The organism is Glutamicibacter sp. GQ173 (assembly GCF_059759215.1).
Window position 1 is genome coordinate 146,755 of record NZ_JCAXDT010000001.1, and the last position, 24,355, is coordinate 171,109.

Sequence of the window (24,355 nt, forward strand, 5' to 3'; positions counted from 1 at the left end):
ATTCTACTCAGTAGCTACGCCCAATTCACGTTTTGCCCAGCTACTCAGCTTCGCAATGCTCGGCGCACGCTGTCAGTCCGTTGCTCAGCGTTACTGATCTGGATATTAACCGACAAGACACTCAGCGAATTGGCCGAGACCGAGATTGGTGCGAACTTTGCGACAGTGACCTCAGGATGATTGTCCTTGAAGAGCGATACGCGGGTAACAAAATCCTTTAATGCCTCCAGATCCACCGCGGCAAGCCCTTGATATCCCAGTAGCCTGACGCTGCTTCGGGGACGACGAATCAGCTGTTCCAGATCATGTGTTGAGAGGGGTGCCACGCCGTGGGCCCAATCGTCCAAGAGGTTCACGGGATCGCCGCTGAGCCCGAAGGAGATCACGGGGCCAAGCAACGGGTCCTCGACCGCTTTCACTACACAGGCTTGCCCGGCCGGCGCCATGCTTTGAACTTCGAGAGCATCGACGCCGTAGTTCCGCATCAGCAGCTTCATATGGGTGAAGTTTGCCTCCAGGCTCTGCTTATCTGGAATGCTCAAGCGGACCCCTCCGAGGTCCAGTCTTTGGCGCAGGTCTGGATCGTTCGCTTTCAGGGCGACCGGCCAGCCAAGTTCATCCGCTGCTTCAACGGCTTCTGAAACCGTGTTGACTACCCGGGAACCGTAGATCTGAATTCCGTAGAACCCCAGCAGCTTTTGCGCTTGGGCTTCGGAAAGTTCAAGCAGGTTGGTGCCTGAAACCGAAGCCACTAGTTCTGCGAGGTATTCGCCCGCCCCTTCGGCATCGATTCCGTCAGGATCCTCGATGGGTTCGTAGGGAACATCGAGCCATTGCTGATAGCCGTACGCTTTCGCCAAGGCGCCAATGGCCGTAGTGGGCGACGTGTATAGCGGAACCCCTTGCTTCACGCCGCCGGTAATTTCAGAGCTTGACAGGCCTGGCACCAAAGCCACGATCGGCTTCGGCTGGTCAAGGAATTCGCGGGCAACTTTTAAGACCGCTGAGGTTTCCAGTCCGGAATAGGGCAGGTGCGCAAGAAGCACAGTATGCACGTCCGAGTCCTCAACGAGCTCTTTGAGCCGCCGCCGGAGCATGGGAATGGCCCGTGATTGCCCGATGCTGTAATCAAGTTCTTCGCCATGAATGGCGGCGTTGAGGTTCCGGTCTTCGGCAACATCGCAAATAACTTCGGCGATGGTCAAAGAATTCGAAATGATTGCGACATTTGGCCCCTGGGGTGGCGGGAATACCGACAGCAAGGACGTCACATCCAATAATTCTTCCGATGAGCGAACGCGAATGACACCGGATTGGCGCAAGATCGCATTCATCGCGCCTGCTGGCGCTTGCCCGACACGTACCGAGTGGCCTGGCGGGAGCCGGCGGCCCATGACATCAGTCTTGGCCACGACCACCGGCTTGCGGCGCGCTAGCCTGCGTGCAATGCGGGCAAATTTTCGTGGATTACCGAAGGATTCCAAGTACATGGCGACAACGTCCGTACGCAGATCATCCTCGAAAAACTGCATGGCGTCATTGCCCGACACGTCGGCGCGCAAGCCAGCTGAAATTGCGCTGCTGACGCCGACGCCATGTTGAATGCCCATGCCCTGGAGGATCATCCCCATGGCTGCCGATTGGCTGAAAAAACCCACATTGCCCCGGCTCGGAACTCCGGGACTACCCGAAACATGCAGATTGACCGAGGGATCGGTGTTGATGAGCCCAAGGGATGCCGGCCCCAGCACACGCATGCCGTTGGCCCGGGCCAAAGCGACCAATTCGCGTTGTGCCGAGAGCCCTTGAGCAGATTCATATCCGGCGGACATGATGACCAGTGCCTTCACCCCATGCTTGGCGCAGTCTTGGATGGCTTCCAGGACTCGCTCTCGTGGGATGCATAGGACGGCCACGTCAACGGGGCCGGGAAGTTCGGTAACCCTGCCATACGCGACCATCCCTCCAACTTCAAGAGCAGCATCGTTCACCGCATAGACGGTGCCTGTGTAACCGGATTCGACGATTCTCTCCAAAACGTCATGGCCTAATTTTCCCCAGGTGCGGCTTGCACCGATCACCGCTATCGACTGTGGTGATAATAGGCCTGCAACGCTGCTCGCTTCCGCTCGGTGCTCCCGGGACTCGGTGACTTCACGAGACTTCTCGGTGGGGCTGATGGAAAATTCCAGCATCACCACCCCGTCTTCAAAGTGCCTGGCCACCGCGTAACCTGCATCCGAAAAGACCGTCAGCATCTTGCGGTTTTCCGGAAGTACCTCGGCCGAGAATTTCTCGATGCCGTTTTCGCGGGCTGCTGCTGCCAAGTGCTCCAGCAAGATCGAGCCAATGCCAGTCCCCTGATATTCGTCGGAGACGTTGAAGGCAACTTCGGCCTCTTGCGGGTCATCGAGCCGGTCATAACGGCCGACACCAATAATCCTTGATCCGCGCACCACGGTGAAGGCGACTCGATTCACATGGTCGACGTTGGTGAACCGTTCGAGCTCTTTAGGGGTCAGGGAGGACTTGTACGTAAAATAGCGTAGGTAGACCGAGGTTTCGGATTGATGCTTGTGCATCTCTTGCAGGGCCTGCGCATCCATTGGGGTGATGGGCCGCAGATGTGCCGTTGTTCCGTCGCGAAGCACAACATCTGCTTCCCAATGCGCTGGATATGCCGCCGAAAGTTTACGATCCACCATAGGCTTAGAATAGTCGCGACCTTGGTGATGTGCCCAGACGCAACACGAAGTATCGACGGCCCCGGCCGCACCACAGCAGATGAAGGACAAATAGAGTAATGGCTCGTAAGAAGTCTGAAGAGATTCCAGAGGATTTCGTTGAAAATATCGTCGATATCGACGTCACCAATGAAATGGAATCCTCCTTCTTGGAGTACGCCTACTCCGTCATCTATTCGCGTGCCCTTCCCGACGCCCGTGACGGTCTGAAACCAGTACAGCGTCGAATTCTTTTTCAGATGTCCCAAATGGGGCTGCGCCCCGAAAAGGGCCACGTCAAGTCCGCCCGCGTGGTTGGCGAAGTCATGGGAAAGCTGCACCCGCATGGCGACGCCGCCATCTATGATGCGATGGTTCGACTGGCCCAGGATTTCTCGCTGCGCCTGCCGCTCATTGATGGGCACGGCAACTTCGGCTCGCTCGATGATGGACCTGCGGCGCCACGTTATACCGAGGCGCGACTGGCCGCATCCGCTGTGGCGATGACGGCGAACCTGGATGAAGACGTCGTGAACTTCATTCCGAACTACGACAACCAGTTCATGCAGCCCGAGGTGCTCCCGGCGGCTTTCCCCAACCTCCTGGTTAACGGAACCACCGGCATCGCGGTGGGCATGGCAACGAACATGGCACCTCATAACCTCGGCGAGGTGATCGCGGCCGCTCGGCATCTGCTCATAGAGCCCGAAGCCACGGTCGAAGAACTGATGAAGTTCATCCCGGGTCCTGACTTGCCGTCAGGCGGTAGCATCATCGGCCTCGACGGCGTTAAAGATGCGTACCGCACCGGGCGAGGCCTGTTCCGCACCCGGGCTACGGTAGCGCTGGAAAAAGTCTCGGCACGCAAGTCGGCGCTGGTGGTCACAGAGCTGCCGTACGGCGTAGGGCCTGAAAAGGTGATCGAGAAGATCAAGGACGGCGTCAACAACAAGAAGATTGTCGGCATCTCTGATGTTGTTGATCTGACTGATCGCCACCACGGGCTGAAGCTGGTCATTGAGCTGAAGAATGGCTTCAACGCCAATGCGGTGCTGGCTAGCCTGTTCAAGTACACCCCCATGGAGGATTCCTTCGGCATCAATAACGTTGCCCTGGTCAATGGGCAACCGCGAACCATGGGATTGCGTGAACTGCTCACGGTCTATGTCGACCACCGGCTTGATGTCGTGCGCCGACGCACCGTTTACCGTTTGGCCAAGCGTGAAGACCGCCTGCATCTGGTCGAGGGCTTGCTGATCGCCATCGTGGATATTGATGACGTCATCGCCATCATCCGCTCCTCGGAACAGACCAATGAAGCACGCCAAAGGCTGATGACGGTCTTTGACCTCAGCGAGCCACAAGCAAACCATATTCTGGAACTGCGCCTGCGCCAGCTGACCAAATATTCAAAGCTTGAGCTGGAAACCGAAGCAGAGCAGCTGCGCGAGGAAATCGAGAAGCTACGAGCCATCTTGGAATCCGATCAATTGCTGCGTTCTGTGGTCTCCGAGGAGTTGGAAGCCATGGCGGAGACCTTCGGCACGCCTCGTCGGACAAAACTCCTCAAGTCCGCGCAGCTCGCTCCGCTCAAGGGCACCGCCTTGCCGGAAGCGGTCGGCAGCGGCAAGCAGGTCAAGCTGACTATGGAGATTTCCGATAGCGCGTGCTGGGCGCTGCTCTCAGCCACCGGCCAGATCGCTCGCACACACGATCGGGCCCAGCTGGACTTCGCTTCAGCCAGGATTAAGCACGATGTGCTGATCTCCCAGGTGGCCTCCAGTGCCCGTGGCGAAATCGGCGCACTAACCAGCACCGGCAGGATCATGCGCATTTCCTTGATTGATGTGCCCGTGCTGCCTGAGTCCCACGGATTCCCGCAGCTGGCACAGGGTGTTCCGGTGGCCGAATTCCTGAGACTTCCCAAGAATGAAACGGTCATCGCGCTCGTTCCATTAAATGAGGTCCTGGCAATCGGTACCCGCCAGGGCGTCGTGAAGCGAGTGACCCCGGAGTACCCGTTGAACCGTGACGAGTTCGAGGCCATTACGCTCAAGGACGACGATGCGGTGGTGGCCGCTGCGGTAGCTGGAGAAGACGACGAATTGGTCTTCCTCACCCGCGGTGCGCAACTGCTGCGATTCCCCGCCGCTGCTGTGCGCCCGCAGGGGCGCACCGGTCGCGGCATGGCCGGAATCAAGCTCAGCGCCGATGACCACGTTATCTTCTTCGGTGTCGTCCCCCCGTCGGCACAGAATGCCGTAGTGGCAACCATCGCAGCGGGTTCGCAAACCTTGCCTGGAACTTCTGGCCAGTCGGTGAAACTCACCGAGTTTGCCGAATTCCCCGCCAAGGGGCGTGCCACGGCCGGTGTTCGCGCCCACCGCTTCATCAAGGGTGAAGACCACCTGCAGCTTGCCTTTGCCGGGCAGGGACCAGCGCGAGCTAGTTCAAGTGCCGGTGTGGTTCGGGCCTTGCCGACAGAGTTCGGAAAGCGTGATGGATCCGGGGCACCGCTTGCGCAGACCGTCAACATCCTCGGCGGTACTTTGAGCGCTGCCGAATCCTCCGCTGCCCAGGCACCGGACTCACCTGCCGATGCACCAGTCGGCAACGCGGTTCAAGACGAGCATCCGAAGGCAGCCCCGGCGTTCAACCCTGGCGAAGATACCTTGCCCTTTGACGACGGTGGAGTAATTCTCTAAGCAGCTGGGTTCGAGACGAAAAAGGTGCTGCAACAGATTCGAGATCTGTTGCAGCACCTTTCTAGATGGATCAAGCAGCAACCTTGGCTTCCAGCTGGATGCGTTCATGGCACTGTTCGGCCAAACGCTCATCGTGGGTAATGAGCACGACCGTGCGATCCTGCAGTGCACGGCGCAGCGTATCCATCAGTTCAGCGGCCTCGTCTACTCCCAAGTGCGCTGTGGGCTCATCGAGCAGAACCACTTGATGTCCGCCAAGCAGGGCACGGGCAACGGCCATCTTGCAGCGCTGGCCGCCCGAAAGGTGATGTCCGCCAGAACCAATCCTTGTTTCTAGCCCCTCGGCTTGCTGCTGATACCAGGAGTGCAATCCAACTTGCTGTAGCACCTCGACAAGTTGCGCATCCTCGCGTTGCTCCCCTTCGGCTACGCCGAGCATCAGGTTGCGGCGTATCGACGAATCAAACAAGTGGGCTTCCTGTGGGCACCAGGCCACCGAGTTCAGCTTGGCCCCGTGAATCGGACTGCGCATGCCGTGTTCGTCAATGAGGCTCAAGGTGCCAGCGCGCACCGGCAAGGCACCAAGCAATGCGGTCATAAGAGTGGACTTCCCGGAACCGGAAGGACCAACGATGGAGGTCCATCGGCGTTGCGGAATGGTCGCGGTCAGCGTGTCGACCACATTTGGTCCATGGCCATACCCCAGGCTGACTTCGGCCAGCTCGAATCCTGCAACCTCGGGGGTGAAACTGGCAGCGTGATCGTTTTCGCGGCTTTGCTGGTCCTGGTTGGATAGCCCGTGTTGCCCCAGAAGCCCGGTCAATTGTTTCAAGGCTTGCCCTTGCTGGACCGCCAGCAAGGCGCTGGTGGCGCTATCACCCAAGGCCAGGCTCAGCAGCACGGCCAACGCAGTCAACGATGCCGAACTTTGGGAAACCGCGGCCACCACGATCGCCATCAGCACGCTGAGCAATACGGCGAGCGCGGGAGCACTCCCCTGGCCAAGCGCGTGGCGTTGCGCGTCCTTGGTATTTTCCTGTTCAGCGCTATCGACTGAAACGAGAGCCGCGTTGAGGGAACCGTTAATACGCAATGCTGATTTATGCCGCAAGATTCCCAGAATGGATTGGTTCATAGCCATTCGATGGGTCATTTGGCGTACCAGATGCTGTCCTTCAATTCTCTGGACCAGCCATCTAACGGGGAAAGCCAGGAGAATGCCAGCGATGACTGCTGTCCATCCGAATTCCGGCTGGATGAGGAACAAGGCTACGGTTGCGACACCCCAGAGGGTAATGGCTGAGAGTGGCGGGAAAACCACTCGCGCAAGCTGGTCACGCAGTTCATCCACTTCGGCCAGGAAGAAACGCAATACGACAGACGACCGGCTAAAAAGTCCCCAGCGGGCCGGGTCGGCCACCATGGCGTTCCAAATTTTTTCGCGAAGCTTCCCGGCGTATTCGAGGACTGCATCGTGAATGGCCAGCTGTTCCAAGTAGCGGAAAGCTGCTCTGCCGATTCCCAGGGCGCGGACCATGACAAAAGCGACGCTCAAGTGGAGGATCGGTGGCTGATAGCTGGCTTCAACAATCAGCCATCCGCTCAATGCCGCCAAGGCGACGGCACACAAGACACTGATGGTCCCCCACGCCACGGCTTTGGGCGCGCTGCTATAGTCTCTGAGCAGTTCTCGTCGAGGGTTAAACCGCTGTCGGCTCTGATCCAATGCCGCGGAGGCCACTGCATCTTGAACGCCGCTAGCCCGATGATCGGATTCCTGGCCCGACCATGCCGGGTTCGGCGTGATACTGGCTCCACGTCCCTGCGAGTTGTCGATCAACGGATCATGGCTTGCAATGAGAACTGCACAGCGTGCAGGGATTTCGCTGAGCAATTGGCGTACCACCGACGCGTTATCATCATCAAGGTGAGCCGTTGGCTCATCAGCCAGGAGCAAGGTGCATTGGGGGTCGCTGTGCAGACGTGCCACGGCCCGCAGTACTTCTAATCGGCGTAGTTCGCCGGGCGAGTATTCGGCGATTTTGCGCCCAAGCATGTGACCCATCGACAGGCGTTCTGCCAGCTCACTGACAAGTTCGGGCCTAGGTATGTGAATGTCTTGAGCTAGTTGCTCTTCCCCGGTCTCCGCATCAAAACGCGGATGCTGATTGATCAAAGCTATGGAACCCGAAGTTCGAATGGTGCCCTGAACCAGTTCTGGATCAAAAGCATTGTCGCTGCAGCTTGCTTCCACGATCAGCGTGATCAGAGTTGTCTTTCCTGTACCGCTCGACGTAGCGAGGATCTTCCGCTCCCCCGCGCCCAGGCTGAGGTTCAGGTTTTTGCATATTGGTTCGTTGCCTTCGTATCGCACACTGAGATTCTCAATTTCCAGAACCTTCGATGCCCGCGCTGGCGAGGCACCGATAGTGGCAGTGCTTGGAGCAGCTGCAGTCATATTCTGGTACCGCTGATAGGCTGCCAGGCCGTCGTCGGCCGCGTGATAGGAAGACCCGACTTCACGAAGGGCCGAGAAGAGCTCCGGCGCCAGAATCAGGATGGTCAATCCTGCGGACAGTTCCATCGAGCCGTTGACGAGTCTCACTCCGATGAAAACCGCTAGCACTGCTACCGAGAGCGTTGAAATAAGTTCCAGCCAGAAGCTGGACATGAACACGGTCCGGAGGTTGGCCATGGTGGCAATACGGTTCTTCTCGCCGACCTGCGCGATGGCGTTGCCTTGTTGACGTGCCCGGCCCAGGCCTAGGAGCGCAGGTAGCCCTTGGGCTAGTTCATAGAGCTGGCTCGCCAACCTGTCGAGGGATGATTGCGATTCTTTGAGCGTGTCTTGCGTATGCATTCCAATGAGTGCCATGAACAACGGAATCAAGGGAATCGTCAGTAGCAGGATCACCGCGCTGATCCAGTCGAGTCGCAGAATGTAGATGCCGAGCAAAAGCGGAACAGCAGCAGCACCAATGAGAGCTGGAATGAACTTTGTGAAGTAATCGTCCAGCTTCTCAATTCCATGGCTGGCCAGTGTGGCTACCACAGGGATTGAGTTTTGCGTTGCCGGAACAATCACAGGGTGCGAGGCCTCGGTCCTCAGCAGCTGCATCCGCATCCGTTCCTTGGCTCCCATCCCCATACGCCTCGCGCCCGCGTTTAATCCCCACGCGGCGAGTGCACGCAGTATGGCACCAGCACTTGCAACGATCAATAACCGGGGATCGCTCTCTGCGCCGGAGGCCATGGTGGCAATCCACGTTCCCAACGAGTACGCGACAAGCACCAGCCCCAATACTTTGAACACTGAAAAACACGTCAACACGGCGAATTGGCGTGGCGAAATCAGTTCTTTTGGAAGGAATCTTGGGGCTGGCATAGCTCGACTTTCAGGTCCGGTTCAATTATTTAACGATTGAAATCACGTGGTGAGTTTCAGGAATATGTTCCTCACGTAGCCGTTTGCGAAATACCCAGTAACTCCACGCCTGATAGGCCAAAACCAATGGCACGCCAAAAGCTGCCACGATGCTCATCAGCTTGAGCGTGTAGGGAGTGCTGGATGCGTTGTCAACGGTTAGATCAAACGCCGAGTCCAGCGTTGAAGGCAGTACCACTGGATAGGCCGCGACAAATATCGCTGCAACTGCTGCCAGGAGCATGACTCCGAGCGCGATGAAGGACTTTCCTTCTTTTCCAGACCGGCCCATGACACCTGCGGCGATCAGCGCCACAACTGACAGCGCTAGGCACACCCAGGCGAGTGTTGAATTGTTGTTGGAGAGCACCCAGACAGCCCAAAGCAGCATTGGAAGTGCAGCTACCGGCAGCCAGCGTCCCACGAGCTTTCCGGCTTCCTCCCGTACTGGTCCATCGGTTTTCAACCGCAGGAAAGCCAGTGCATGAATCCAGCAGAACGCCACCACGGCGACTCCACCGAGCACTGCATGCCACGTGAGCCAGCCGAAAGCGCCGCCGATGCGGTCCCCATTTTCGTTCAGCGGCAGGCCCAACGTGGTGGACGCGAGCATAGCGCCGACGCCAAATGCTGCAACTAGGGAGCCCAGGCCCAATGCGAAATCCCATGCCTTGCGGGTCAGCGCAGTGATTGCCTTGCCTCGATATTCGATTGCAACCGCACGGAAGATCAAGGCGATCAGCACTATGGTGAGCGGAATATAGAGCGCAGAGAAGAGCGAAGCGTACCAATGCGGGAAGGCGGCGAAGGTGGCACCGCCGGCAGTAAGCAGCCATACTTCGTTGCCGTCCCATACCGGGCCGATGGTATTGAGCAGCAAACGCTTTCTTTTTTCGGTGCTCTTCCCGAGGCCGATAAGCATGCCTACGCCGAGGTCGAAGCCCTCAAGAAAGAGGTAGCCACACCAAAGTACCGCAATGACAATGAACCAGAGTGTTGGTAGCCATTCCATGGTTTTCTCCTTCGTCCGTGAGGCTAGTAGGCGAATGCCAAGACGTCATCGTCGTCATTGTCATCGTGTGGTTTTGCGCCGGTATCATCGTGCTTTTCTGCTGATGAGAGTTCCGTCATGGCAGAAGCTACTCCACCGCGGATATAACGGGTCAAAAGCACCATTTCCACAACGAGCAGGACTGCGTAGATCGAAGTCAGGGAGATCAGCGAGAACAAAAGTTCTCCAGCGCTTACCGTGGGCGAGACAGAGGCCGCCGTGTACATGAAGACCTGGTCAACCCCTCCCATTTGAGGGTTGGGTGCCACGGTGAATGGCTGACGGCCCATTTCGGTGAAGATCCACCCAGTGGCGTTGGCTCCGAAGGGAGCCGCAATTCCCAATACCGCGAGTCGGGAGATCCATTTATTATCTGGAACGGTTCCCTTGCGCGTGATCCATAATGCGAAAGCGGCAGCAACTGCGGAGAGCCCGCCGAAGGTGATCATCAAGCGGAAACCCCAGTAGGTAACTTCCATGACTGGCAAGTAGTCGATTTCTTGCCCTGCGTACTGGCCGAAGGATTCGTCCTCGGGGTAGTACTTTCCGTATTTTTCCTGGTATTCCGGAATCAGTGAATTGACGCCTTTAATTTCGGTGGTGAAATCTCCGTTGGCAAGGAAGGAAAGAATCCCCGGGATTTCAAATACTGCCACGACATCGTCGCAGTCGGTTGAGCCATGAGCAGTGATATCGCCCAGTGACAGGACCGAGAAACCCGTCCCGTCGTGGCATGCGGCTTCGGCAGAGGCCATTTTCATCGGTTGCTGCTCGAACATGAGCTTGGCCTGTTCATGCCCGGTCAACGCGACGCCGAGGAATGCGACCACAGCAACGCTTGCACCGATGCGCAGGGATTTGATCCACACATGGTAGTCGGTCTTGTCGCGGTTCTTCCCTCGACTCAGATCCTCGCCAATGATCACCCGGCCGTTTGCATCAACTGTGTCGATTCCAGCTTTGCGACGACGGTAAAGGTGGAACCAGGAGATACCGAGCAGGAATCCGCCTGCGACGGCGAAGGCCCCGAAAAGTGTGTGCGGGAAGGTGACCAGGGCTGTGTTGTTGGTGAATACTGCCCAGGCATCGGTCATTACGGCGCGACCATCGACAATCTGGGTGCCGACCGGATGTTGCATCCACGAATTCGCGACGAGAATGAAATACGCCGAGAGCATGGTAGCCAGCGACGCGCACCAGATAGTCGCCAGATGCAGGCGCTTCGGCAATTTTTTCCAGCCAAAAATCCAGAGTCCGAGGAAGGTGGATTCTACGAAGAATGCGAGGAGCGCCTCCATGGCCAGTGGCGCACCGAATACGTCGCCGACGTAGCGGCTGTATTCGCTCCATGCCATCCCGAACTGGAATTCCTGCACGATTCCGGTAGCCACGCCCATGATGAAGTTGATCAGAAACAACTTGCCCCAGAATTTTGTCATCCGCAGCCAGTGTTCGTTACCGGTGCGATGCCAAATGGTTTGCAAGACGGCGACTGTTAGTCCCAGCCCAATGGTCAGCGGAACCATCAGGAAGTGGTAAACCGTGGTTATGCCAAACTGCCAGCGGGCAATTTCTAGTGCATCCATTGAATCCTCAATTTATTGCGTGTTGGGATCTTCCAAGACTTTTCTACGTTCCGTAGAAATGCCCTCAAGTATCACCATAGACCATTTCGACAGCCTGTAGAAGTCGCAGGACGTTGATCCCAGCCACATCGCTAAGACCCGGCCCCACCGGAAGAAAGCGAGCACCAATCCGAAGGGCCCTTGCGGGTTCGGCATCCGTTCGCACCGTGGGAAGAAGCCGGCCATTGGCCAGGCGACGGCAAGCTGAAACCCGAATCCGCCACTCTTTTACGTGTCGTAGAAATCTCGGACAAAAATCGCTACAATAGGTGTTTCAAGCAGTGCGCCCAGGACAAGTCCCCGGGCGTGCGGCGAAAGTACTAATGCAAGTGAGGTAAGACCTAGTGGCCAGCCTTGGCGATCTAGAACGTTCCGTCATGGATTTGCTGTGGGATTCCACAGAACCGCTCACCGCGAACGACCTTCGCGATGAGCTCGCGGCGCTTGGCACCGATGCGAAAGAACTCGCAGTTACAACGGTGCTCACTGTGCTTGCGCGTCTTGAAAAGAAGGGCTTGGTTGAGCGCGAGCGCTCCAGCCGCCCACACCGCTACGCTGCTTCATCCTCTCGAGAAGACCACACCGTTGGCCTTCTTAACGAAGCACTGGGCACAGCCCAGGATCGCGAAGCAGTTCTTGCCCGATTCATCGGTGGAATCTCCGCAGATGAAGCAGCTTCATTGCGTGCTATCTTGGACTCAGTAAAGTCCGCATAATTTATTCACACTTCGGGGACTGAGTGCTTCTCACCTCATATTTCCTAGCGGCGTTGGCCATCGCATTAGCCTGGCCGACGCCGTTGGCCTTATCAAAGGCTAAATGGACCACTCGCGCGCCTGTCCAGGCCGTACTCCTATGGCAAGCCATCGCTTTGGGCGGTGGCCTGTCCATGATCGGCTCGATGCTGGTCTGGGGGCTGACGCCATTGGGCGATGATCTCATCTCGGCTATACACGGCAGCTGGCGGCTTCTCACAGGTGATCCGACCGTACGCTACCCCGGTGTCGTCCATCTTTTTGCGCTGAGCACGGCGCTTCTATTCGGGTTTCATTTGGTGTTGACCCTGATTCGCGCTGCCTGGAGAACTTCTAGGCAGCGGGCTAAACACCGGCACCTCCTGCGATTGCTCAGCAACCCGTCGGAAACTCGCCCCAATACTCTGGTCATTGATCACGATATGCCAGTAGCCTACTGTGTTCCGGGCATCTCGCAATCAGTGACTGTTCTCTCCCGTGGACTGATCACACAACTCACTGCCGAAGAACAACAAGCAGTCATCTCCCACGAGCGCTCGCATCTGGATCAACGGCATGACTTGCTGATTCTGGCGTTCACAGCGTGGAACGAAGCCTTGCCGTGGTTGCCAACGTCTAAGCTCTCGCTGGAGGCCGTGCGCCAGCTAATTGAAATGCTGGCCGATGATAAAGCCCTGGAAAGGGTAAACCGCCAAACCCTCTTGAAAGCCATCATTGCGGTGGCCGCTGCCGCAGCAGACGCTGATGGAGTATCCGCCCAACGGAACGCATCGAACGCAGAATTGGTGGGCATGCCCGGCGGGGAAGTTTCGTCACGACGCTTGCAACGCCTGCTGACTCCGGTTGCTCCGCTAGGTCGGGCATCACGCTATCTCGTATTGGCCTGCACGATTCTCTTGCTGGTTTGCCCGACCGTCCTGCTCGTGGCGCCGCGGCTGCTTGCGTGATGAAGCAGCCTTGTCGTTTTCGCGTTAATGCATGTAGTCGCTGGCTTAAGCAGAATTGCCCAAGCCAGCGACTTCACCTTGTAATGCCTAGACGTCGATTCGTTCGCGTTCCAGATCGTCCGCACCGTCAATAATAAATTTCTTGCGCGGCGCAACGTCAGATCCCATAAGCAAATCGAAGACTTCTTCAGCAGCTTGAGCGTGTTCGATACCCACTCGGCGCAGCATTCGATGACGCTGGTCCATGGTGGTCTCTGCCAGCTGATCGGCATCCATTTCGCCAAGGCCCTTGTAGCGCTGAATCGGCTCCTTGTATCGCTTGCCGTCCTTCTCCAACTGAGCAAGCAGCTTGTTCATCTCTGCTTCTGAATAGGTGTAAACCACTTCATTTTGTTTCGATCCGGGATTGACCACTTCGATGCGATGCAAAGGCGGCACAGCAGCATAGACTCGCCCGTGCTCGATCATCGGTCGCATGTAGCGGTAGAAGAGCGTGAGCAACAGCGTGCGGATGTGTGCACCGTCCACATCGGCATCGGTCATGAGAATAATTTTTCCATACCGGGCCTGCTCGATATCGAAGCTTCGGCCCGAGCCGGCACCGATGACCTGAATCATCGCGGCGCATTCCGCGTTGGAAAGCATATCCGAGATGGAAGCCTTCTGAACATTCAGGATCTTGCCTCGAATGGGCAACAACGCCTGGTACTCGCTGGAACGAGCTAGGCGTGCCGTGCCCAGGGCGCTGTCGCCTTCGACGATGAACAGTTCAGACTTGCCGACTTCCTTGCTTCGGCAGTCCAACAATTTTGTGGGAAGCGTTGAGGATTCCAAAGCGGTTTTCCGTCGCTGAGTTTCCTTGTGCATCCGGGCGGAGACACGAGATTTCATCTCGTTAACCACCTTTTCCAACAAAGTGGATGCCTCAGCCTTTTCCGCACGCTTGCTGGAGCCCAGCCGATCGTTAAGCGCCTTCTCGACTACTTTGGAGACGATCTGGCGTACCTGCGGGGTGCCCAGAATTTCTTTCGTCTGCCCCTCGAACTGCGGCTCGGCGAGGCGGACCGTAAGAACTGCAGTCAACCCGGCTAGAACATCGTCCTTTTCTAGCTTGTCTTTCTGCCCGAACTTTAGCTTTCGGGCATTTGCCTCGACGTTTTTGCGGAATGACTTGAGCAGCGCCTGCTCGAATCCGGCGCTATGCGTACCGCCCTTGGGTGTGGCGATAATGTTGACAAAACTGCGGAGCGAAGTGTCATAGCCGATCCCCCACCGTAGCGCGACGTCGACCTCGCACACGCGCTGTACGTCTTCGATGTGGCTGCGACCCTTGTCGTCAATGACAGGAACCTTCTCATGGAAAGAGCCGCTTCCCTGAAAGCGCCAAATATCAGTTACTGGCGAGTCGCTGCTGAGATATTCCGCAAACTCGCTGATGCCGCCGTCGTGCTGGAAAATCTCTTCATGCGGCCCATCAGCACCGGGTGTATCCGGTAGGCCCCGTTCGTCTCGAAGCGTGATGCGCAGGCCGGGAACCAAGAACGAGGTCTGTCGCGCCCGGTCTTGCAAATCCTTGTACGAGAACTTCGCATCGGGGGTGAAGATATGATTATCCGCCCAGTACCGAATGCGTGTACCGGTTACTCCGCGCTTAGCTTTACCAATGACTTCTGGGGACGTTGCCGCCTCGTAGGGAGTGAATGCTGCTTCAGCCTTCTTCCGTCCCTTGTCGGCAAATTTTCCTGGCTCGCCACGACGGAACTGCATGCCGTACGTTTTACCACCGCGGTCCACTTCCACATCTAGACGTGCAGAAAGTGCGTTAACGACCGAAGCACCGACGCCGTGAAGACCTCCGGAGGCGCTATACGATCCGCCACCAAATTTTCCACCAGCGTGAAGCTTGGTGAATACGACTTCCAGGCCGCTCAGTCCAGTTTTAGGTTCGATATCCACGGGGATACCGCGGCCATCATCTCGGACTTCAACGGAGCCATCGGCATGCAGGACTACGCCAATCGCCTGGCCGAAACCGCCCAATGCTTCGTCAACCGAGTTATCGATGATTTCCCAGAGGCAATGCATCAAGCCTCGCGAGTCCGTGGATCCGATGTACATGCCGGGACGTTTGCGGACCGCTTCCAATCCTTCAAGGACTGAAAGGTGTCGAGCGTTGTAATTGTCGGATGAAGCCACTGGGCCTTTGTCTCCTACCTACATAAGAAAGGACGTCGTGAGTCCTATTCTAATCGTTGATGTGTTCGAATATCCGCCATTTTCCGCTGTCTTCGCGTGCTTTCGATAGCTATGACCTTATCCACATCTACTACGCGGTGAGCGAAAGACACCAGTTTTCGGGATAAAGTCAGGGCTCGAACTGGTTCTATTGAGTAACCATCAACTTTAGGAGGCTGGCAATGACTACTACGACCGCTAGTCGTGAATTGAACGCACTCGACCGGTGCGACCGTTGCGGCGCACAGGCCTATGTGCGAGCCGTGCTGGCTTCAACCGGCGGTGAACTGCTGTTTTGCGCTCACCACGCCCGCGATGTGGAACCAAAGCTGCGCCCGCAGTCCTCAGTTTGGCAGGACGAATCTTCGCGACTCTACGAAAAGCCGAAGGTCGAAGCTAACGACTGATTCCGTTCGAGACTAATTGCAAACTGGTGGCCCAACAAGCGTTGAGCCACCAGTTCTTTTTAAACGGCGAATAAAAAATATGGCCAGCGGAACAGTCTGTTCCGCTGGCCATATGATCATGTTGGCTTAGTCGAGGTAGTCGCGCAGCACCTGGGAGCGCGACGGATGGCGAAGCTTGGACATGGTCTTGGATTCGATCTGGCGGATACGCTCACGCGTAACGCCATAGACCTTGCCAATTTCGTCTAAAGTCTTAGGCTGGCCATCGGTCAAGCCGAAGCGCATTGCAACAACGCCCGCCTCACGCTCTGAGAGCGTATCCAGAACGGAGTGAAGCTGCTCCTGCAACAGCGTGAACGAGACTGCGTCAGCGGGAACGACAGCTTCGGAGTCTTCAATGAGGTCACCGAATTCAGAGTCGCCATCTTCACCCAGTGGAGTGTGCAGGGAAATAGGCTCGCGACCGTACTTCTGAACTTCAACAACCTTTTCAGGGGTCATGTCCAGTTCTTTGGCCAGCTCTTCAGGAGTTGGTTCACGACCAAGATCCTGCAACATCTGGCGCTGTACGCGAGCCAGCTTGTTAATGACTTCCACCATGTGAACCGGAATACGGATGGTGCGAGCCTGGTCAGCCATTGCACGGGTAATTGCCTGGCGGATCCACCAAGTTGCGTACGTCGAGAACTTGAAGCCCTTGGTGTAATCGAATTTTTCAACCGCGCGGATTAGGCCCAGGTTGCCTTCCTGGATCAGGTCCAGGAAGAGCATGCCGCGGCCGGTATAGCGCTTTGCCAGCGATACAACCAAGCGGAGGTTGGCTTCGAGCAAGTGGTTCTTGGCGATCTTGCCGTCGTGAATGATCTGCTCGTAGTCCCAGCGCAAACGCTGATCCATGGAGCCGTCGTCTTTTTCCAGCTTATCTGCTGCAAACAGGCCAGCTTCGATGCGCAGTGCCAAGTCGACTTCCTGCTCTGCATTCAGCAGGGCGACCTTACCGATCTGCTTCAGGTAGTCCTTGACGGGGTCAGCGGTTGCGCCGGCAACCATGACCTGCTGCTGCGGGGCATCGTCATCTCCGGTGGAAAGCGTGAAGCCCTTGGAATCGTCTTCAGGCTTGGAATCGGCTCCAGCCTCGGCTTCCTCGTCGCCTTCTGCCACCGCTGCGGTTGATTCGTCCTGTGCTGCAGTGTCTGCAGCTACCTTTTTGGTCCGAGGCTTGGCCTTGGTAGCACGCTTCTTCGCCGCAGGAGTTTCTGCCGATGCTTCAGCCTCGTTGACCTCGGCTTCAGTTGCTTGACGATTAGCGTTCGTCTCAGAAGATGACACGAATAACCTTTCTAACGATGCGTTCCGGATGCACCTGCCGGTAACACCACTATGACCCTGTCAAGTCCGATGACGTTTAATCACTGACTAAACGCCGCAGGGCTGGCACATTGTTATCAACGCTTCAAGCCCGCCTTATGTTCCCAAAATCCATAGATTTCAGGCGAAGGCAATTCGAACCTAACCGGGTCTGTTATCTCATTATCCATGAATTACCACCCAGACACCACTTGAGACACCCCAAGGGCTGAGTTTCAGGAAAAGTTCGCGCGCCACGCCCGCAGTTGATCCGTTGCCCATGAGGGCATCACTCCGTGTTCCATAAGCTTTTGGAGAAGCATGGCTAGTTCATACTTTTCGTTTTCCAGCACTGCTTGTTCCAATAGCACCAGCGCCATCGAACCGCGACCTCGCGCCCATTCAATCCAGGCCAATATGCACAGCAGCGCCTGTCGTGGTTCATCTTGGGCTACACCCAATAGATCACGCGACAGTTCCCACAACCGGTCAACTCGTTCCCAATCTGGCGCGTACCATCCGCGGCCCAATAGGTAATCGGCCAACGGGGCGACCGCGCCTTCTCGCTCGTCGACTGAAATCCCGAAAATAATGTCCAGCGCGCTTTCCAAACCCTCACCCGCCAAAAACGGCAACAGGTCCCTGACTAATTTTGTTTGCAACGATCCCACGTGGATGGCCGCCCGCTGCGGATCTGAATGAAGCTCGGCTGTTGATATGGCGGCGGGCTGTGACAATGATTCGTGCCACGCATCGAGAGACACCATGATGTTGGCGTCTTGGTTACCCACCAATTGGAGCACGTCGTCAGCGTTCGACCATTCCGGTACGCCACTGCCATCCCATGGCTGCTCCAATGGCGCCGAGCCCGCCAGGACCATGGACAGATTAGTTTCATTTGTATCGAGCGCCGGCACATCTTGCACATCTGGCCCGTCCTCGGTGCCATAGGTCCAAATTCTGGAATCCTGCCGACACCAAGCATGTCGCAAACGAATCGATTGATGCGTCAGAGCGGTCTCAAGTTTGGTAACTAGGCTCGAAAACGGCACAACCTGCGAGCCACCGGCATTGCCTGAAACATAGAAGACTACAGCGATATCATCGATGTTCGGAATACGGTGCAGCAAACGGCATACCTGGCCGATCCAGATTTCAAGATCGGGCGCATGTTCCGTAGGCGGTAGATCGACCCGGAGAGTCGCTTCGAGACGATCGTCGTCGATTAGCAGTAATACCGCTGAATTGCGTGGATGAAATCCCAAAGCATGCGGCACATAGGCCAAGATGTCCTTGTAGCTGGACAGTGAAATTGGCTGGCGTTCTGGAGTAGTTGTCATGCATCCACGGTGCACGAGCATGAATCATCAGGTGCTGCTCTCACCACTACTTGTGGAGAACTTCGAAGCCCTGAAACAGGTTCTACTGCTCCGCCAGGTAGCGCCGCGCCTTCCGGCGTTCGATCAGCATGAAGGTTATGCCCAGCGCTGCCATGACGAACTGGAACGACAGCGCAATTCTGAACGACCCCAGGTTGTACAGCTCACCAGAAGAACCATTGGCTTTGTTCAGCATGTCGAGGATGAATCCAATGACATAAATAGTGATGAATGCGCCAACGAAACCGCCGGTGTTCACTAGTCCAGTTGCCGTTCCCAATACACGTGGGGGATTAAAAGTTCGGGCGAAATCGAATCCGATAACCGATGCGGGACCGCCTGCTGCCACGCTGATCATCAATACGATGAGCACCCAGAGCGGAGCCTGCCCTGGCCAGAACAGGACCACTGCCCACATTGCGAGCATCAATCCAATGATGCCCAGAGCATAGTTCGAACGGTGTTCGGCACGTCGCGCGGTAAGGGCGCCAAGTACAGGCCCTAGCACAACAGCTACGACAACGAAGATCGACATCATTCCCGACGCTAGCGTGCTATCCAGGCCTTGGCCCTCAACAAGGAAGGGGTATCCCCAAGTCATCATGAACGTGTTAATCATGAACGCGGTGGTGAAGTGCGTCCAGAAACCAAGCCGGGTGCCAGGCTGCTTGAGCGCTTGCGCAATGCGCGACCTGGACGAGTGTGTTCCGTGTGAAGGACCAGCCCAGCCGTTGCCGTTGCGCACGAAGGCGATCGTGGTAATAAATGTGGCGAAAGCAAAACCCGACATGACCGAGAAAGAGGTAGACCATCCGGCGTTCAGCAATATCATGTGGAACGGGAAAATGCTGATCAGCTGGCCGAGCTGGCCAAATGTACCGGTGAGCTGGGTGAGGACCGGAATTTTCGATCCAGAGAACCATAGCGGCAGGAGCTTGAGGACTGAAACGAAGACCATCGCGTCGCCCATGCCTACCATCACGCGGCCGATCAATCCCATAGGGACGTTCACTGAGATGGCAAGGAAAGCTTGCCCGGCAGCCATCAGCAACGCACCGCAGGTGATCAGGATCCTTGGGCCGAATTTGTCCAGAAGCAATCCGACTGGCACTTGCGCGCCCGCATAAACGACTAGCTGGACGACGGAGAAGGTCGCGAGAATTTGAGCACTGGCGTGAAAGCGTTCTGTTGCTTCAATGCCTGCCACGCCGAAACTAGTGCGCTGGGATATTGCAGATATGTAGGCAACGACGGCAAAGCCATAAACCAACCATGCTTTGGTCGAATTCAAATGTGATTGGCTCACTGGTCTTGATCACCTGACGACGAATCGTCTTGTCCGTTTCTTAACCAATCATCGGTATTTTCGATGGCCGCCAGGAAGTGCTCGGCGCTGGCTCCCAGTTCTTCTGCGTCCGGCATTTGTTTGTCTTCGTCAAGCAACAGTGAACGGGGCTCATGTTCCTGAACATGCGCATCAAAGCGTTCTTCAAATCCGTCGACCATCTGGCGCACGTCATTATTTGCCTCGAGCTGCTCAGCCAGCTGCTGATCGACCAGGCGGCCAGCTTCACGAAGCTTGTCCGTTGGAAGTGCGAGCTTCAGTGCTGCTCCAACATATTCCAGAGTTGCCACGGCAACTGCCGGATATTCGGATTCAGCAAGGTAGTGAGGCGTATGAAGTGAGTAGCCTATGATATCTCTGCCAATTTCAGTCATCCGGATCTCCAACAGGGATGTGATCCCGGCTGGCGACTCCACCGTGGGGCTCCAAGTGGAAATGTTCTCAATCAGATCCTTGCGGTTTCCGTGCGCGGTCACGCCCACAGGCCGAGTGTGCGGAACTGGCATTGGAAGCGATGCTGATCCAACAACGAGAGAGACATTGAACGCTTCGATGAAGCCCAGGAGTTCGGCGATAACCCGCTCCCATTTGAGGTCAGGTTCCACTCCGGTTAAGAACCAGAAGTTGCGGTCCATCTCATCGGTCATCAAGTAGATTTCGATGCGAGGTGCTTGGTATCCGGCAAAGTGGTCGCCGAGGAAAGTCAGCCGAGGTCGCTGAGAGGTGTAGGCAACCAATTCATCGGCGTCAAAGGTGGCAAAAAGCTTGGAGTCGAGGCGTCCGAAAAGTTCATTTGTCACTTGGGAATGCGTCTGCCCGGCGTCGCTCATGCTCTTGAGCAGGACGTACATGCCAAGTCCTTGGAGGCGTGAATCATCCAAGTCGTTTGCGACCATCGTCATCAACGATTCCTTGGACATTTTCTCCTCGATTCGATGCCGAACTCCCTAAAACCCGAGTTCAGCACCACTAGACACTGCTTGGCACCCCATATTCAGAGCGATATTACATACTATCGCTTCTGCGCTTACGCTCGCTGTGAAGTGACGCACGATGAACTGATTCCTCGGATAACATCGGAGATAGCAGATGCGTTGCCCGCGAGCATGCACTACCTTCCGGATTACCATTCCGGAATTCTTGACCTTAGACCCTACAAAGGCACAGAAGGAATGATTTTGTGATCAACTCAAGTGACCTCACTTTGAGCGCCATTGGCACTGACATTAAACGCAAGAGCGCCGACACCTTGGTATTGGGCGTGCTGAAGAACGATGGAAAAGCAACCATCGCAGCTTCACCGTTCACCTCGGAAACCACATCGTCGCTAGAGCAGTCGCTGACTGCCTTGGGGATGTCAGGGAAAGCCGATGAAGTTACCCTGCTTCCAGGAGTAGAAGGTTCTAAGGCAAAGGTCCTGTTGTTCATTGGCCTGGGCATCGCGAAATTGTCCGACCTGACCGACGAACAGCTTCGCCGTGCGGCCGGATCAGCTGCACGTCAGCTCAGCAATGCCAAAACAGCCATCTTCGCGCTGCCTTCCGAAAGCGTCGAGCGCGTGGCGGCTATTGCCGAAGGCATTGCCCTGGGCAGCTACCGCTACGAGAACCAGCGCTCGAAGAAGAGCGACAAGCCGGTGCTGGCCGAGGCGCAGATCGCCACCGCCGTCGCGACTTCCAAAGACGTCCCCGCAGCGCTCAAGCGCGCTGCCATTCTCGGCCGCGCCGTCCGCGGCACGCGCGACCTGATCAATGCCCCGGCAAACTTGCTGTACCCAGAATCCTTCGCAACTGCAGTCAAGGACTACTCAAAGCCACTGCCGTTGAAGGTCACGGTCTTCGATGAGAAGCGCTTGGCCAAGGACGGCTTTGGCGGTTTGCTTGGCGTCGGCGGCGGTTCGGTGCGCCAGCCTCGCATGGTCAAGGTCGAGTACTCCCCTGCCAAGGCCGCTAAGCATATTGCGCTGATCGGCAAGGGCATCACTTTTGATACCGGCGGCACCTCGCTGAAGCCAGCTGCCGGCATGCACGCCATGAAGTCGGACATGTCCGGCGCCGCTGCGGCTTTCCAGGCCGTCGCTGCCATCTCGGAGTTGGGCTTGAACGTCAAGGTCACTGCATGGCTGTGCCTGGCTGAGAATATGCCCGGTGGCGCGTCGACCCGTCCGGGAGACGTGCTGACCATGTTCGGCGGCAAGACTGTTGAGGTATTGAATACGGATGCAGAAGGCCGCCTGGTCATGGCCGATGGGTTGGCTGCCGCCAGCTTGGAAAAGCCAGATGTCATAATCGACATCGCTACCCTGACCGGCGCCCAGATGCTTGCTTTGGGTCTGCGCACCGCGGGAATCATGGGCAATGAGCAGGTGCGGGACGATCTCGTGTCCGTTTCGGACAAGGTTGGCGAATTGGCCTGGGGCATGCCGCTGCCCGAGGAACTGCGTCCAAGCATTGAGTCCCAGGTAGCCGACTTGGCAAATATTGGTGAGCGCATGGGTGGCATGATGACCGCCGCCGTATTCCTGGAAGAATTTGTTGGCGAGGTCGACGGCAAGAAGATTCCGTGGGCTCACATTGACTTCGCTGGTCCAGCATTCAATGAAGGCAGTGCCTGGGGCTACACGCCGAAGAACGGCACCGGCTCGCAGGTGCGCACGCTCGTAGCCTACGCAGAGCAGCTCGCCTCGAATTAATGACCGCCTGACAGCTCACTGATTGGCCTGCGCTGAAACAAAAGTGTTCCCGGCATCAACGCACACCTGCGATTGCTGCCGGGAACAGATTAAAAATAAGAGACATGCCTGACTTTTACGCCCGCGAAGGTGACTCTTTCCGGTTGGCGGTACTAAGGTAAGTTTTGAAACATCACCGTGGATCAATGGTGCGCGCTAACAGGCGTCATGCTCCCAATGATCTGCGACCGATCCCCTGGTCGGCCAAAGCCGGCCACACTTAGCGAATACGAGGGAGCGTTCACGTGGCCGATTCGGCAGCAACGCAAGAATTTGATGTCCTCATCCTCGGCGGTGGATCCGCTGGATACTCGGCAGCATTGCGTGCCATCCAGCTGGGCTACACCGTTGGATTGATTGAAAAAGAAAAGCTGGGCGGCACCTGCCTGCACACCGGCTGCATCCCAACCAAGGCCTACCTGCACGCTGCAGAGCTGGCCGAAAACGCTCGCGAGGGTGCCAAGTACGGCATCAACACCTCGCTGGAGTCGATCGACTTGGCTGGCGTGCGCAAGTACAAGGAAGGCATTGTTGCTGGAAAGCACAAGGGCCTGCAGGGTTTGCTCAAGATGAAGAAGGTCAACGTTATCACTGGTAACGGCCGTCTTGTCTCCCAGGATTCCATCGATGTTGATGGCACCGTTTACAAGGGCAAGTACATCATCCTGGCTACCGGCTCCACCTCCAAGACCTTCGGTCTGGAAATCGGCGGTCGCGTGCTGACCAGCACCGAAGCGCTGAACATGGAAGACCTGCCAAAGAGCGCCATCGTGCTCGGTGGCGGTGTCATCGGCGTTGAATTCGCATCGGTATGGAACTCCTTCGGTGTCGATGTCACCATCGTTGAAGGCCTGCCTTCGCTCGTGCCGAACGAAGACCCAGCCATCATCAAGACCTTGGAGCGCGCTTTCAAGAAGCGCGGCATCAAGTTCAACACCGGCGTCTTCTTCGAAAAGGTCGAGCAGGATGCCAACGGCGTCAAGGTCTCGCTGGCTGACGGCAACGTACTGGAAGCAGACATCGTTCTGGTTGCAGTCGGCCGTGGCCCAGTCACCGAAGGCTTGGGCTTCGAGGAGCAGGGCGTCACTATCGATCGCGGCTTCGTGATCACCGACGAGCGCCTGCACACCGGCGTCGGCAACATCTACGCAATTGGCGACATCGTCCCAGGCGTACAGCTGGCACACCGCGGCTACCAGCATGGCCGCTTCGTTGCCGAGGAAATCCACGGCATGAAGCCAACCATCATCGAGGACATCAACATCCCGAAGGTGACCTTCTGCGAGCCGGAGATCGCTTCGGTCGGCTACTCCGAGCCAAAGGCCAAGGAGAAGTTCGGCGCCGACCAGATCGAAACCACCGAATACAACCTGGCTGGCAACGGCAAGTCTTCGATCCTGGGCACCAGCGGCCTGATCAAGATGGTGCGCGTCAAGAACGGCCCAATCGTGGGCGTTCACGGCATCGGCGGCCGTATCGGCGAGCAGATCGGCGAAGCCCAGCTGATCGTCAACTGGGAAGCTTACCCAGAGGATGTTTCGCAGCTGATTCACGCACACCCAACTCAGAACGAGTCCCTTGGCGAAGCCGCAATGGCTCTCGCCGGTGCTCCACTGCACGGCTAATAGCTTTTGGCTCACCTAGGCAGCGCGTTTTTGCAACGCGCTGCCTAGTCCGCAAA

Annotated in this window: 15 protein-coding genes; 6 read left to right on the forward strand and 9 right to left on the reverse strand. The window is 56.8% G+C overall.

Annotation, left to right across the window (positions count from 1 at the left end):
• Window positions 1-44 precede the first annotated feature (44 nt).
• The gene (locus AC6CHO_RS00710; RefSeq protein ID WP_498213152.1) at window positions 45-2,705 is read right to left on the reverse strand and encodes a bifunctional acetate--CoA ligase family protein/GNAT family N-acetyltransferase; all 2,661 of its coding nucleotides are present in this window, start codon (window positions 2,703-2,705) and stop codon (window positions 45-47) included.
• A gap of 98 nt (window positions 2,706-2,803) precedes the next feature.
• Here AC6CHO_RS00710 and AC6CHO_RS00715 point away from each other — a divergent pair, with 98 nt between their 5' ends.
• Entirely contained in the window at window positions 2,804-5,428 is a 2,625-nt protein-coding gene (locus AC6CHO_RS00715; RefSeq protein ID WP_498213153.1) for a DNA gyrase/topoisomerase IV subunit A, read from the forward strand.
• 70 nt (window positions 5,429-5,498) lie between these two features.
• On the opposite strand, the gene cydC is transcribed toward AC6CHO_RS00715, so the two are convergent.
• Genes cydC through AC6CHO_RS00730 form a run of 3 tightly spaced genes read right to left on the reverse strand, consistent with a single transcriptional unit; the run spans window position 5,499 to window position 11,489 of the window.
• Window positions 5,499-8,813: a thiol reductant ABC exporter subunit CydC gene (gene cydC, locus AC6CHO_RS00720; RefSeq protein WP_498213155.1), complete on the reverse strand. Its 3,315-nt coding sequence runs from the start codon at window positions 8,811-8,813 to the stop codon at window positions 5,499-5,501.
• A gap of 25 nt (window positions 8,814-8,838) precedes the next feature.
• Window positions 8,839-9,864: a cytochrome d ubiquinol oxidase subunit II gene (gene cydB / locus AC6CHO_RS00725; protein ID WP_498213156.1), complete on the reverse strand. Its 1,026-nt coding sequence runs from the start codon at window positions 9,862-9,864 to the stop codon at window positions 8,839-8,841.
• Between the two features lie 23 nt (window positions 9,865-9,887).
• Window positions 9,888-11,489: a cytochrome ubiquinol oxidase subunit I gene (locus AC6CHO_RS00730; RefSeq protein ID WP_498213157.1), complete on the reverse strand. Its 1,602-nt coding sequence runs from the start codon at window positions 11,487-11,489 to the stop codon at window positions 9,888-9,890.
• 383 nt (window positions 11,490-11,872) lie between these two features.
• Between AC6CHO_RS00730 and AC6CHO_RS00735 the strand changes: the two genes are divergently transcribed.
• Complete coding sequence (locus tag AC6CHO_RS00735; protein ID WP_146275372.1) at window positions 11,873-12,244, forward strand: BlaI/MecI/CopY family transcriptional regulator; 372 nt, start codon at window positions 11,873-11,875, stop codon at window positions 12,242-12,244.
• Window positions 12,245-12,267: 23 nt separating this feature from the next.
• Window positions 12,268-13,230 (forward strand): M56 family metallopeptidase, encoded by a 963-nt coding sequence (locus AC6CHO_RS00740; RefSeq protein WP_498213158.1) that lies wholly within the window; start codon window positions 12,268-12,270, stop codon window positions 13,228-13,230.
• An 87-nt stretch (window positions 13,231-13,317) separates the two neighbouring features.
• Here AC6CHO_RS00740 and AC6CHO_RS00745 read toward each other — a convergent pair whose 3' ends face one another.
• Window positions 13,318-15,426 carry a DNA gyrase/topoisomerase IV subunit B gene (locus tag AC6CHO_RS00745; RefSeq protein ID WP_498213159.1) on the reverse strand — a complete coding sequence of 703 codons (2,109 nt, stop codon included), beginning with the start codon at window positions 15,424-15,426 and terminating at the stop codon, window positions 13,318-13,320.
• Between the two features lie 221 nt (window positions 15,427-15,647).
• On the opposite strand from AC6CHO_RS00745, the gene AC6CHO_RS00750 reads away from it, so the two are divergent.
• Entirely contained in the window at window positions 15,648-15,872 is a 225-nt protein-coding gene (locus AC6CHO_RS00750) for a DUF7455 domain-containing protein (protein ID WP_060701946.1), read from the forward strand.
• Between the two features lie 126 nt (window positions 15,873-15,998).
• On the opposite strand, the gene AC6CHO_RS00755 is transcribed toward AC6CHO_RS00750, so the two are convergent.
• The 4 genes from AC6CHO_RS00755 to AC6CHO_RS00770 form a co-directional block, all read right to left on the reverse strand.
• Window positions 15,999-17,201 carry an RNA polymerase sigma factor gene (locus AC6CHO_RS00755; RefSeq protein WP_195181773.1) on the reverse strand — a complete coding sequence of 401 codons (1,203 nt, stop codon included), beginning with the start codon at window positions 17,199-17,201 and terminating at the stop codon, window positions 15,999-16,001.
• Window positions 17,202-17,455: 254 nt separating this feature from the next.
• The gene (locus AC6CHO_RS00760; RefSeq protein WP_498213160.1) at window positions 17,456-18,559 is read right to left on the reverse strand and encodes a DUF4192 domain-containing protein; all 1,104 of its coding nucleotides are present in this window, start codon (window positions 18,557-18,559) and stop codon (window positions 17,456-17,458) included.
• 82 nt (window positions 18,560-18,641) lie between these two features.
• Window positions 18,642-19,904, reverse strand: a complete 1,263-nt coding sequence (locus tag AC6CHO_RS00765) for an MFS transporter (protein ID WP_498213161.1) — start codon at window positions 19,902-19,904, stop codon at window positions 18,642-18,644.
• Window positions 19,901-20,845, reverse strand: coding sequence for a proteasome assembly chaperone family protein (locus AC6CHO_RS00770; RefSeq protein ID WP_498213162.1), 945 nt, complete (start codon window positions 20,843-20,845; stop codon window positions 19,901-19,903). The genes AC6CHO_RS00765 and AC6CHO_RS00770 overlap by 4 nt, the downstream gene beginning before the upstream one ends.
• Before the next feature lie 278 nt (window positions 20,846-21,123).
• Here AC6CHO_RS00770 and AC6CHO_RS00775 point away from each other — a divergent pair, with 278 nt between their 5' ends.
• Window positions 21,124-22,635: a leucyl aminopeptidase gene (locus tag AC6CHO_RS00775; protein ID WP_498213163.1), complete on the forward strand. Its 1,512-nt coding sequence runs from the start codon at window positions 21,124-21,126 to the stop codon at window positions 22,633-22,635.
• A 284-nt stretch (window positions 22,636-22,919) separates the two neighbouring features.
• The gene (lpdA, locus tag AC6CHO_RS00780) at window positions 22,920-24,299 is read left to right on the forward strand and encodes a dihydrolipoyl dehydrogenase (protein ID WP_060701952.1); all 1,380 of its coding nucleotides are present in this window, start codon (window positions 22,920-22,922) and stop codon (window positions 24,297-24,299) included.
• Window positions 24,300-24,355 lie beyond the last annotated feature (56 nt).